Source organism: Flavobacterium cheongpyeongense, assembly GCF_003202435.1.
GTDB classification, from domain to species: domain Bacteria; phylum Bacteroidota; class Bacteroidia; order Flavobacteriales; family Flavobacteriaceae; genus Flavobacterium; species Flavobacterium cheongpyeongense.
Window position 1 is genome coordinate 305,748 of the sequence record NZ_QJHK01000004.1, and the last position, 13,329, is coordinate 319,076.

The 13,329-nt window shown below is 33.3% G+C and carries 11 protein-coding genes; 8 read left to right on the forward strand and 3 right to left on the reverse strand.

Annotation, left to right across the window (positions count from 1 at the left end; genetic code table 11):
- Positions 1–63: 63 nt before the first annotated feature.
- Entirely contained in the window at positions 64–618 is a 555-nt protein-coding gene (locus tag DMB65_RS07100) for a hypothetical protein (protein ID WP_110305946.1), read from the forward strand.
- 55 nt (positions 619–673) lie between these two features.
- Positions 674–1,252 carry a hypothetical protein gene (locus tag DMB65_RS07105; RefSeq protein WP_110305947.1) on the forward strand — a complete coding sequence of 193 codons (579 nt, stop codon included), beginning with the start codon at positions 674–676 and terminating at the stop codon, positions 1,250–1,252.
- A gap of 2 nt (positions 1,253–1,254) precedes the next feature.
- Here the strand turns inward: DMB65_RS07105 and DMB65_RS07110 are convergent, their stop codons facing one another.
- The 3 genes from DMB65_RS07110 to DMB65_RS07120 form a co-directional block, all read right to left on the reverse strand.
- Positions 1,255–1,608 (reverse strand): hypothetical protein, encoded by a 354-nt coding sequence (locus tag DMB65_RS07110; protein WP_110305998.1) that lies wholly within the window; start codon positions 1,606–1,608, stop codon positions 1,255–1,257.
- Positions 1,609–1,695: 87 nt separating this feature from the next.
- The gene (locus DMB65_RS07115) at positions 1,696–2,433 is read right to left on the reverse strand and encodes a hypothetical protein (RefSeq protein ID WP_110305948.1); all 738 of its coding nucleotides are present in this window, start codon (positions 2,431–2,433) and stop codon (positions 1,696–1,698) included.
- Between the two features lie 13 nt (positions 2,434–2,446).
- Entirely contained in the window at positions 2,447–3,421 is a 975-nt protein-coding gene (locus tag DMB65_RS07120; RefSeq protein ID WP_110305999.1) for a polyprenyl synthetase family protein, read from the reverse strand.
- Positions 3,422–3,672: 251 nt separating this feature from the next.
- Between DMB65_RS07120 and DMB65_RS07125 the strand changes: the two genes are divergently transcribed.
- The 6 genes from DMB65_RS07125 to DMB65_RS07150 all read left to right on the forward strand — a co-directional run bounded on the left by DMB65_RS07125 (position 3,673) and on the right by DMB65_RS07150 (position 13,267).
- Positions 3,673–4,194 carry a YceI family protein gene (locus DMB65_RS07125; RefSeq protein WP_110306000.1) on the forward strand — a complete coding sequence of 174 codons (522 nt, stop codon included), beginning with the start codon at positions 3,673–3,675 and terminating at the stop codon, positions 4,192–4,194.
- A gap of 107 nt (positions 4,195–4,301) precedes the next feature.
- Entirely contained in the window at positions 4,302–4,898 is a 597-nt protein-coding gene (locus DMB65_RS07130) for a TetR/AcrR family transcriptional regulator (protein WP_110305949.1), read from the forward strand.
- 14 nt (positions 4,899–4,912) lie between these two features.
- Positions 4,913–6,247 carry a TolC family protein gene (locus DMB65_RS07135; protein WP_078226950.1) on the forward strand — a complete coding sequence of 445 codons (1,335 nt, stop codon included), beginning with the start codon at positions 4,913–4,915 and terminating at the stop codon, positions 6,245–6,247.
- 9 nt (positions 6,248–6,256) lie between these two features.
- The gene (locus tag DMB65_RS07140) at positions 6,257–7,324 is read left to right on the forward strand and encodes an efflux RND transporter periplasmic adaptor subunit (RefSeq protein ID WP_078226949.1); all 1,068 of its coding nucleotides are present in this window, start codon (positions 6,257–6,259) and stop codon (positions 7,322–7,324) included.
- 118 nt (positions 7,325–7,442) lie between these two features.
- A complete protein-coding gene (locus tag DMB65_RS07145; RefSeq protein ID WP_110305950.1) occupies positions 7,443–10,619 on the forward strand; it encodes an efflux RND transporter permease subunit in 3,177 nt (1,058 codons plus the stop codon).
- Between the two features lie 212 nt (positions 10,620–10,831).
- On the forward strand, positions 10,832–13,267 hold the full coding sequence (locus tag DMB65_RS07150; protein WP_110305951.1) for a TonB-dependent receptor: 2,436 nt from the start codon (positions 10,832–10,834) through the stop codon (positions 13,265–13,267).
- The last annotated feature ends 62 nt before the right edge of the window (positions 13,268–13,329 follow it).

The window sequence follows — 13,329 nt, forward strand, 5'->3', positions numbered from 1 at the left end:
ATATTATTTAAATGATTTTTTTACGTACTTTTACGTAAAAATTTGTTAAAAATAGCCTAAACTATGAAGAAAATTCATCTTTCAATCGTTTTCAAATCATTTTTTGTGATTTTGGTTAGCCTGTTTTCAAATGATACTATTGCACAAGATCAAAACAATGTAATCGATAACAATAATCAATTTTGGGACAAAGTACAATTTGGCGGCGGATTGGGTCTTGGAATTGGTTCCGGCTATACTGATATTTCTGTAATGCCAAGCGCTATTTATAATGTGAACGAAATTGTCGCAGTTGGATTAGGACTGCAGTTTGGCTATTTATCTTCTAAAAACCAATATCATTCTTACATATATGGGGGGAACCTTGTCGGATTAGTAAACCCCATTCCCGAAATGCAGTTATCTGCTGAACTGGAACAAGTAAGGGTTAATACAAAATATGAACGCCTTGATAACTTACCTGGCTATTCAGATAATTACTGGAACACGGCACTATATCTTGGTGCTGGTTACAGAACCGGAAGCGTAACTGTAGGTGGTCGCTATGATGTTTTATTTAATGAAAAAAGAAGTTTGTACGGATCTGCGTTTATGCCTTTTGTGAGGGTTTATTTCTAAAAAGTTGCTAAGGTTCTGAGATGCTAAGATTCTAAGTTTATTTAAACCTGAAAATTTGAAAAAATATATCTTTATAATTACAGCTATAATCATTTCTAGTTGTAATAATTCTAAAAAGGAAAATACTAATAATAAAAAGGTTGTAAAGAAAGAATTACGACCTTTTTTTGATTCTGATGAAATCAATCATTATTATTTGAATTTTTCGGAGGAAGATTTTATGAAAATTATGATGAAAGAGAAGAATACTCCAAAAGAATTAGAGTTTATAGATTTATTCGTTCATCATTTTCCAGACACCATTCCAAAAGAAAATTTCGAAAAAATTCTATTGAATTATAACTACAAAAAATCAAATTTATCGCTTAAACAGCAGAAAGAGATTGAAAATGTGTTTAGTGAAAAAGATTCATTGCAAGATGCTTTCGCCGCCTGTGCAGCAGAATATCGCGATATTTTTATTTTTAAAAAGAAAAAAGAAACGGTAGGAATAGTTAAGATGTGCTTCAAATGCGGCCGCGTTCAATTTGTAGGGAATAAAATTGATACCGAAGGTTTTGGCCTTTGGACTGAGTTAGATAAACTACGAAAAATCGTAAGACCTGAAAATTATAGTATTTTAATAAACAATTAATGTTACTTGTAATAATTCCTGAACCAAACTTTCTGCCATTCCCTCTTTAAAATTAAAAAAGAAACCTGCTCAGCAAGAACAACCAAATCTGATCCGTCCAGTTGTTTGATTTCGTTTTCCGGAACATCAATTATATAGAGGAGATTCAGATATTCAGCAAATTTGTACTGAATCATTCGGTAAATTTTTTCGTGAAGCTGGATTTTTAATTCTTCAGGCACAATACTTAATGGGAAATCAATTCCCTCATTTGCCAGATTAAAATCTTTATTAAGCTGTTCTACTAATTTAAGGTATAAAGAATCTTTTTGAGCTTCTTCAAATAACAAATCGGTATTTAAGGGGGAAACATACATAATTTTTTTAATTTCAAAATTCAATGGCAATGGCAAAAATCAATTTCAATTTCAAAAACTAATTTCAAAAATTAATACCAATGGCAATTAAAACTGATTTCTTATGGTTTTTGATTTCCAGTAATCTACAATTTTAGATAAAAGAACATCGCCGCCTGCATAGAAAAAAACAGCTCCCATTGGCGGATTGGCAGCCGGAATTAACCCGAATGTTTTTGGAATCCATTTCCAACATTGAAAATAAGTCCCCACAAGCTCAATAAATATAACACAAATGGCAATGAAATAATATAAGTTTTGCCATTTTTTTCTCTTCAAAAGCAAAAAGAAAAAGATTCCAAAAATGAGTGAAAATATATCTTTCAGGGTAATTCCAACAGATAAAAACAATATCAGAAATCCAATCGCGAAATATTTTTTAAGAGAATGATCGTTTTTAACTGCCCATTGGGTATACGCATACACATAACCTGAAGCATAAACAATGGCATGACCAAAAGGGACATATAACGGAATAACTGTTGTTCTGTAATGGTACATTCCGAGTAACGTGCAAAAAATCAATTCGCCTATATATGACAAAAATACCATCACAAACATCAATTTCCTTAAATAAGAACCTGAAAACCAAAAGAAAAAAGAGAAATAAAGTATGGCTAAAATATTTGTAATTTGACGGCCATCAAAATAATGCGCAGTAAAAGAAACGCTGTCAATTCCTAAAGCGAAAATGGTAAAAAAAGGAAAACAAGCAGCAAAAAACAATTGCTTTTTGGCATCATAATTTTTGTCATTAAAGAAAACCGAATCGACTATGGCATTCATAAATCTTACTGTATTAAACCTTTCTGCCCATTAGATTTTCGCCAAAAGCTTTCAGAATATTTTTCTTTTGCGCATTGATTGCCATTTTCTCCAGAGTTTCAAAAGCCTTAAAAGTGTATGTTTCTATTGCTTTCTGAGTTGCCTCTGATGCTCCGGATTCGTTAAAAATCACTTTGGCAATTTCTATTTTGTCCGTATTATCTTCCAATCGTTCACTAAAGAGTTTTTGTAATTCTGCCGCTTTTTCAGTAGCAGAAAACTCCATCGCTTTTAAGTACAAATAGGTTTTTTTGTTTTCGATAATATCCCCTCCTACTTGTTTACCAAAAGTTTTGGGATCTCCAAAAGCATCTAAATAATCATCCTGTAATTGAAATGCCAACCCCAAATTAAGTCCGAAATTATAAATTAAATCGGCTTCTTTTTCAGATGTTTTCGCAACAATTGCACCCATTTTCATAGCTGCAGCAACCAAAACAGCTGTTTTATATTCGATCATTTTCAGATATTCCGGAATGGTTACATCTGATCGTATTTCAAAATCGACATCCCATTGCTGACCTTCGCAAACTTCAAGTGCTGTTTTGCTGAATAATTTTGCTAAATCCCTGAAAACTGTTGGCTCGTATTGTTCAAAATATTGATAAGCCAAAATAAGCATCGCATCCCCAGAGAGAATTCCGGTATTCAGATTCCATTTTTCATGTACGGTTTCTTTTCCTCTGCGTAAAGGCGCATCATCCATAATATCATCATGCACCAACGAAAAATTATGAAAAACTTCTACCGCCATTGCGGCCGGAAGTGCTATTTTATAATTGGTATCAAAAACTTCTGCCGCCATTAGCGTCAGCACCGGGCGCATCCGTTTGCCGCCAAGTCCTAAAATATATTCAATAGGCTCATAAAGATTTTTGGGCTCTTTGGTTATGTTTTGGTTCTTTAAATAACTTAAAAAAAAATCCTGGTACTGGCTAATATCGTGCATAAAATGAAATTCTGATTTACGAAGTCCAAAGATACAATTCATATACGAATTATTGTTTTTAAAATTTAAATGCTAACCATAATTTACTATTACCTCATTTTTAATCCTTTAAAATTATTTTAAAAAACATGGAAACTTTTTTGGTATTATGAGTTTCCTTTTTATATTTGCAAACGGAAACTGAAAACACCATATGAGTTTCCATGTATTTTAAGCGTTTTATAAACTCAATTAAATTAAATCAAATATTTATGAGAACAACATGGACCGTAGATTCTAGCCAGTCAGATGTTTTAATAAAAATGAGACATTCGATAATTGCTTATTTGGGAGGACCTGCAAACAAATTTGATGGCTATGTAAATATCGAGGATAATGAAATTGAAGATGCTTCAGTAGCTTTTTCATTAGATATAAATAATAAAGCAGATAGTTTTCAGCAAATCGACTCTCATCTGCAACTGAATGATTTATTTAATGTAAACGAACACCCTATTATTAGTTTCAAATCGACCTCTTTTCAAAAAGTAAATAATAATATCAACTTTTTTAAAGGAGACTTAACCATAAAAGATGTTACACGAGTTGTAGAACTTGACGCAGAGTTTATTGGTGTTAATAACTATAACGGAGAGAAAAAAGTTGCTTTTGAAATTAAAGGAGACATTAAACGTCAGGATTTTGGTTTAGACTATAATTCTTACAATCACAACGGAGGATTGGCATTGGGAAAAGATATCAAACTTATTGCAAATTTAGAATTCAGTATTTAAACCCTACATAATGAATAAGTTAATGTAAAATTATTACAAATATAATGGAAACTTTTTTTGTAACTTTAGTTTCCTAAATACTTTAGTAATAGAATTTGAAAATTAAAATGAAAGAGAAAATTATTTCAAAAGCAAGTGAATTATTTTTGAAACTGGGTTTCAAAAGCATCACAATGGATGACATCGCTTGCGAAATGTGCATTTCTAAAAAAACTATTTATAAATACTTCTGTAACAAAGAGGTGTTGATAGAAGAAAGTATTGCGGTGTTGCATAAAGAGGTACATCAAAGCATTGATGCAATAGTAAAAAAAGATTACAATGCTATTGAAGAAAATTTTGAAATTCGAAAAATGTTCAAAGAAATGTTCAATAGCGGAGACACCTCTCCAATGTATCAGTTAAAAAAACATTACTCTGAAACCTACAATAAACTAGTTAATAGAGAGATAAACGAATGTAATACGGTTTTTAAGCAAAATATCGAAAAAGGAATCCGAGAAGGATTTTACCGATCAGAAATACCCGTAGATAAATATGTGAAATTTTATTACACATTGATCTTTGAGATAAATGGAAATACGATTTCTGAAAAAGAGGCACAAGATTTAGAATTAGAAGCACTTGAATACCACACCAGAGCAATGTCGACTCCCTTAGGGATTCTAGAATTAGAAAAACAACTTAAAAAAATTATTACTTAAATATTCATCAATCTATGAAAAAAATCATTCTTATATTTTTGTGTACAATTGGTCTGTCGGCCAATGCACAGGTCACCACTTTAACTCTGAAAGATGCTGTTAATTATGCACTGCAAAATAAAGCTGATGCCAAAAAAGCAAAATTAGACGTTGAAAACAGCGAATACCAAATTCAGGAAGTTCGTTCAAGAGCTTTACCTCAAATTTCGGCTAACGGAAATTTAACTCATAATCCTATCTTACAGACAAGTGTAATTGACGGGGGTTCTTTTGGACAGCCTGGAACTACTATTCAGGCAAATTTTGGACAAAAATGGACCTCTGGAGCGGGAGTTTCATTAACACAGGCTTTGTTTGACCAATCTGTTTTTACAGGTTTAAAAGCTGCTAAATCTACCCGTCAATTCTATCAGATCAATGATCAGTTAACAGAGGAACAAATAATTGAAAGAGTAGCAAACAACTATTATCAGGTATATGTTCAACGTCAGAAATTAATTTTATTAGACAGCAATTATGTCAATACTACTAAAGTTCGTGACATTATTAAAGGGCAATTTGATAACGGACTGGCAAAAAAAATCGATTTGGACAGAGTAAATGTAAAACTGTCAAACATCAGCACGCAACGTCAGCAAATCTTGAATGCCGTACAGTTACAGGAAAATGCTTTGAAATTTTATATGGGAATGCCTATGGAAACTCAAATCGAGATTCCACAATCTGAATTTGAAGTAACTCCGGCTGCATTAAGCGAAGCTCCTAATACTGCAAATAGAACTGAGTATCTGCTTTTGAAAAAACAGGAGGAATTATTAGTATTTCAGAAAAAATCAGTTGAAGCAGAATATTACCCAACTCTTTCTTTGTCTGCGGGATATAATTATATAGGACAGGGGCCTGAAATACCTTTGTTTGCAAAACCTGCAGATGGTGTATATTGGTCTGATTACGCATCAGTTGGTTTGAATTTAAAAGTACCCATTTTTACAGGATTTGGCACCCGTGCCAAGGTAAGACAGGCAGATGTAAAAATCAGATCACTTCAGGAGAATATTAAAGATACCCAACTTTCACTTGATTTAGAATACAAAAATGCGACGACTCAAATTCAGAATAGTTTGATTACAATTGAAAATCAAAAAGAGAATATGACTCTGGCAGAAGAAATTCTGAATAACACGAAAAATAATTATTTACAAGGACTGGCTTCATTAACAGATTTATTAGATGCAGAAAATGCATCGATAGAAGCACAAAACAATTATACCGCAGCTATATTAGATTACAAATTAGCTGAAGTAGCACTTATCAAATCAAAAGGCGAACTAAAAACTCTTATTAAATAACTAATTACAATGAAAAAAACTATTACAACGATCGTAATCATAATCGCAGCTTTGGGTGTGATAGGATATGTTTTAAGCAACAATAAAAAGGAGAACAAAGCAAAAACAGATATAGTGGCAGAAAAAAATGCTACTGTTTCAGTAAAAGTTACTCCTGTAAAAACAGAAGAGATCTCTTTAGATTTTGTTGCAAACGGAAATTTTGCTCCAACTCAGGAATTGACTTTTGCTGCAGAAAAATCAGGAAAAGTAATCAGCGTTCTAGTAAAAGAAGGAGATTACGTAAGAGTAGGTCAAAACTTACTGACCATGAGAGGCGATGTGATTAATGTAAGTGCACAACAAGCACAGGCCGTTTATCAAAATGCAAAATCTGATTTCAGCAGATACGAAAATGCTTTTAAAACCGGCGGGGTTACCAAACAGCAATTAGATCAGGCAAAATTGGCTTTAACAAATGCAGAGTCTAATTTAAAACAAGCCAATATAAATGTAGGTGACACAAAAGTAAAAGCTCCAATTAACGGATTTATCAATAAAAAATACATTGAGCCGGGATCTATTTTAACAGGAATGCCGGCAACTGCATTATTTGATATTGTAAATACATCTAAATTAAAATTAACAGTTACTGTAAATGAAAACCAGGTAGCGAGCCTTAAAAAAGGAGACAATATCAATGTAACTGCAAGTGTTTATCCAGACAAAACATTCTCAGGAAAAATTACTTTTATTGCTGCAAAAGCAGATGAAACTTTAAGCTTTCCTGTTGAAATTGAAATTGCAAATAACTCAAATAATGATCTAAAAGCCGGTATGTACGGAACTGCAAATTTTGCTTCAAAACAACAAAAACAAAACTTAATGGTGGTACCAAGAAATGCATTTGTTGGAAGTGTAAGCAGTAACGAAATTTTTGTTGTTGAAAATGGTAAAGCTAAATTGAGAAAAGTAACTGCCGGAAGAATTTTAGGTGATAAAGTAGAAATTATCAACGGATTATCTGATGGAGAAAAAGTAATTACCACAGGTCAGATTAACTTACAAGACGGAAATACAGTAGAAATTATTAAGTAAAAAAGTAATTAGTGATTAGTACTTAGTCCCTGGTTCATAGAATTAGGAAATTATTAAAAACTCTAAAACAGGGAATCATAAGACTAATAAGAAACTAAGGACTTAAAAAAAGAAACATATGAAATTAGCCGAAATATCCATTAAACGTCCGTCGTTGGTAATTGTATTGTTTACAATTCTGACACTTGGTGGATTATTCAGTTACAGCCAACTGGGCTACGAGCTGATACCAAAATTTGAACAAAATGTTATTACCATTTCTACAATTTATCCGGGAGCTTCTCCAAGTGAGGTTGAGAATACGGTAACCAAGAAAATTGAAGATGCGATTGCGTCCTTAGAGAATATCAAGAAAATTGACTCAAAATCTTACGAGAGTTTGTCTATTGTGTCCATTACTTTGACTTCAAATGCAAAGGTTGATTTCTCTATGAATGATGCTCAGCGAAAAATCAACGCTATCATTAGTGATTTACCTGATGATGCTGAAACGCCTGCGTTAACTAAATTCTCATTGAGCGATTTGCCAATTATGACAATTGGTGCCAATGGAAAAATGGATGAAGCAGCATTTTATGACTTAATTGATAAAAAAATTGCGCCTATTTTATCTCGTGTACAAGGTGTCGCACAAGTAAATATTATTGGTGGTTCTGAGCGTGAAATTCAGGTAAATCTGGATGCTGTGAAAATGCAGGGTTACGGGCTTTCAATTCCTCAGGTTCAGCAGACCATTTTGTCTTCAAACTTAGATTTTCCAACAGGAAACATCCAGACCCGTGATCAAAAAATATTAATTCGTTTAGCGGGTAAATATAAAAATGTTGAAGAACTAAGAAACTTAGTAGTTTCTTCTCAAAACGGAATTCAAATTCGTTTAAGTGATATTGCTGACGTTCAGGATACACAGAAAATAGCTGAAAAAATATCACGTGTTGATCAAAAAAGTGCGATTGTTTTACAAATTATTAAACAATCAGATGCGAATGCGGTTGCCGTAAGTGAGCAATTACTAAAAACAATTGCAATTCTTGAAAAAGATTATGAAAAAAACAATTTACAATTAGAAGTAGCAAAAGACAGTACAATTTTTACTTTGGAAGCTGCTGATTCAGTAGTTCACGATTTATTAATAGCCGTAATTCTGGTGGCTCTAGTAATGTTGTTCTTCCTGCACAGTATTAGAAACTCATTAATTGTAATGGTTTCGATTCCGGCATCGTTAATTGCAACTTTCATCGGAATTTATTTAATGGGATACACCTTAAACTTAATGAGTTTATTAGGATTGTCTCTGGTGGTAGGTATTCTGGTCGATGATGCAATTGTGGTTTTGGAGAATATTTACAGGCACATGGAAATGGGTAAAAGCCGAATTCGCGCTTCGTATGATGGTACAGCCGAAATTGGCGGAACCGTAACTTCGATTACCTTAGTAATTGTGGTGGTATTCCTGCCTATTGCAATGAGTTCTGGTTTAGTTTCTAATATTATTACACAATTTTGTGTTACTGTAATTATTTCAACTTTACTATCGCTTTTAGCTTCTTTTACTATTATTCCATGGTTGTCATCTCGTTTTGGGAAATTAGAGCATATTGAAGGAAAAAATTTATTCGGAAAAATTATTCTTGGTTTTGAAAATTATTTAACACGTTTTACAGACTGGGTTTCTCACTTATTAACATGGTGTTTAGATCATTATGTAAAAACTCTTGTTGTAGTACTTATTTTGTTCTTTGGATCTACAATTGGATTAATGGGTGGCGGTTTCATAGGTGGTGAGTTTTTCGCTGCATCAGATAGTGGTGAGTTTTTAGTTCAGATCGAAATGCCTAAAGACGCTTCGTTAGAACAAACTAACTTTATGACACAAAAAGCAGAAGCCTTTTTGAAAACGCAAGAATATGTTCACAGTCAAATTACAACAGTAGGACAAACTAGTGAAGGTCTTGGAGCATCACAAGCAACCGCTTACAAAGCAGAGATTGATGTTAAAATGATTGAGCAAAAAGATCGTACAGACGGAGCTTCTGTATACGCTGCTAAAATTAAACGTAAATTAGAAAAAGTATTAGTTGGTGCCAAAGTTAAAACGGTTCCGGTTGGTATTTTAGGAACAGCAGATAATGCTACTTTAGGCTTGATCGTAACAGGTCCTTCAACTGAAACAGCTATGGCTTTTGCTAAATTAGCTGAAGCTGAATTACGTAAAATCCCTGGAACAACAGAGATTAAATTAACAGTTGAAGACGGTAATCCTGAAATCAATGTTAAGGTAGATCGTGATAAAATGGCCGCTTTGGGATTGACTTTACAAACAGTTGGTTTAACGATGCAAACCGCTTATAGTGGAAATACCGATGGTAAGTTCAGAGCAGGCGAATACGAATATGACATCAATATTAAGTATAATGCTTTTGATAGAAAAAGTATTACTGATGTTAGTAATTTGATTTTTATTAATTCAACCGGACAGCAAATTAAATTATCACAATTTGCAACCATTACAGAAGGTTCAGGCCCAAGCCAGTTAGAGCGTAGAGACAAAACGGCTTCGGTAACAGTACAAGGACAAAACGTTGGGGTTGCTTCTGGAACAATTGTTACCCAATGGAAGGAAAAATTAGATAAGCTTAAAAAACCAATTGGTGTAAACTATATTTGGGGAGGTGATCAGGAAAATCAAAGTGAAGGTTTTGGTACTTTAGGAATCGCTTTACTGGCTGCTATTATTTTAGTTTATTTGGTAATGGTTGGTTTGTATGACAGTTTTGTTCACCCTTTTGTAGTACTATTTGCTATACCATTATCCTTTATCGGAGCGATGTTAGCTTTAGCTTTGACCAATAATACATTAAACATCTTTACCATATTAGGGATAATCATGTTGATTGGCCTGGTGTGTAAGAATGCGATCATGCTTGTCGATTATACGAACCAGAGAAGAGCTGCAGGAGAATCGATCAGAACAGCATTAATACAGGCAAATCACGCACGTTTACGTCCAATTTTGATGACTACAATTGCGATGGTGTTTGGTATGTTCCCAATTGCATTGGCATCCGGAGCAGGAGCTGAATGGAAAAACGGTCTGGCATGGGTAATTATCGGGGGATTAATTTCTTCTTTATTTTTAACCCTGATTGTGGTTCCGGTAATTTATAATATTATGGAGAAAATTATTCAAAAATTCTCTAAAGGAGATAAAATCGATTACGAAGCAGAAATGGTTGCTGATTATGAGCACACCGAATTAAGCGAAGACGGTTTTAACCCTAAACACACGCATTAGTTAATTGTTGATTTGATTTAAATTGAAAAAACCTGTTCATTCATTTGAGTAGGTTTTTTTCTTACAATATCAAATGGGCTTAAAATGTTAATTTTTTAAATAAAAATACGTTTTAAATTTTGATTAATATTTTATTTAGAATAAATAAAAATAATTTGCGTAGTTGCTATTCAAAACCTAAATTTGCGCTATCAAAAACAATTCTAAATAAGATGAAAATAAGATTTACAATACCACTATTAAGTTTATTCTTTATTTTGTTAACTGGTACATCAATCAGTGCACAAGAAAAAACAACTATAAAAGGTAAAATAACTTTAAACAACAATGAAACACCAGAAAATGTTTCTGTCATATTAAAAGGTACCCGTTTAGGTACTATTACGGACGAAGCTGGAAATTATAAAATAAAAAATGTAAAACCTGGATCTTATACCATAAAAGTATCAGGTGTTGGCTATTCTACTAAAGAAAAAAACATAATTATCAATGACGGTGAAGAACATATTGAAAATTTCACTATCTCTACTAACTCGGAAGAATTAACTGAAGTAGTTATTAATGCCGGTAAAACAAATCATTTTGCCCGAAAAGAAAATCAGCAGGTATCCAGACTGCCTCTTAAAAATCTTGAAAATCCACAAGTCTATACAACAATAACTGGCGAGGTCTTAAAAGAACAGGTAGTAACTAATTTTGATGACGCTTTAAAAAACGCTCCTGGAGTAACACAACTTTGGGCCTCTACCGGTCGTGGAGGTGATGGTGCAGGATATTATTCGCTGAGAGGATTTTCTGTACAACCAACGATGGTTAATGGATTACCTGGTTTAACAAATGGAAGTTTAGACCCGGCAAATATTGACAGAATCGAAATTTTAAGAGGTCCTTCCGGAACTTTATTCGGAAGCAGTTTAATATCATACGGAGGGGTAATTAACACCACAACCAAAAAACCTTACAAAGGATTTGGTGGCGAAATAACTTATACAACTGGAAGTTATGCTTTAAACCGAGCAACAGTAGATCTTAATACTTCATTAAATGAAAAGAAAACATTAAATTTCAGAGTAAACTCTGCATATAATGACCAAAATAGTTTTCAGGATGCGGGTTTTAGAGAATCGTTCTTTATCGCTCCGTCTTTATCTTATGAATTAAATGATAAATTATCATTCTTAGTACAAACTGAATTTATGAGCAATGAAACTACTAACCCAACCATGTTGTTTTTTGACAGGGGATATCCGTTAAGAGTTCATAATATTGACGAACTAAAATATGATAATAAACGCTCCTATACCAGTGACGAGTTAACTATTAAAACACCTTCTTTTAACATACAGGCTCAAATGTTTTACAAACTTTCTGATCAATGGACTTCACAGACTGTTTTCTCAAATAGTACCTCAAAATCTGAGGGTTACTATTCCTACCTGTATGAAGGGACACAATATTTCCCAACTATTACTGAAGGAATAGTCTTGGGTCGTTATTTTAATTATCAGGAAAACAACAACAAAACTACTGATATCCAACAAAATTTTATTGGTGATTTTAAAATCGGAAGCTTAAGAAACAGACTGGTTGTTGGCTTAGATTATTACAAAAGAACTTTTGCAGACCATAGTTCAAACTATGCTGCAAACGGCTACATTTATATTGGGGATAATTTAGCTTCTTTCAATAGTGTTTTTGGCCCTTCAAACGGAGATACGGGTGTTTTGACTAAAGAAAGGTCTGATGCACTATTAGGTAATGCCCCAAGAAACAGCAGTAAAACAAAACAAGAAACTTACAGCGCCTATTTTTCAGATGTATTAAACATTCTTCCCAATTTATCAGCTATGGTAAGTTTACGCGCGGATCGTTTTATGAATGCTGAAAATGACGGTTACAACCAAACCGCATTTTCTCCAAAATTTGGAATCGTATATCAGCCAATTTTAAATACGGTTTCTATTTTTGCTAATTACATGAACGGATTTTCAAACGTAGCTCCGGCTGCAGATGTCAATGGCACAGTTACAACAGCAAGAACATTTGGACCTGAAAGAGCGAACCAATTGGAAGCAGGAACAAAATTAAATCTTTTCAAAGATAAACTCTACGCAACTGTAAGTTACTACCAAATAAAAGTAACTGATCAGGTTTACAGCATTAGACCAAATGCAACTGACGTTACTTATTATACCAATGGAGCACAAGAAAATAAAGGTATAGAAGCTGAAATAGTTGCCAATCCAATTAATGGTTTAAACATTATTGCAGGTTACAGTTACAACGAATCTCTTTTAACTGCAGGTGATTTAGATTTTATCGCCCGCAGACCTGAAAGTGCCGGACCGGTGCAAATGGCAAACCTTTGGGCTAGTTACAAATTTACAACAGGAGTACTAAGAGGATTTGGATTAGGGTTTGGAGGAAATTATTTAGGAGACAATAAAATCATGAACAGATGGACATCTGGAGAATTTACAATACCTGAATACGTTGTTTTCAACTCTTCTTTGTTCTACAACGCAGAAAAATTTGGAATAAACGTAAAATTAAACAACATTGCAAACAAAGAAATCTATGACGGATGGTCAACGGTTCATCCAAAAGATCCTAGAAGTATTGCTGCAAGTTTCACATATAGATTCTAATAAAAATTAGTAACAAAACACCTTTCTGTTTAATTAGAAAGGTGTTTTAAAATTCATAAATC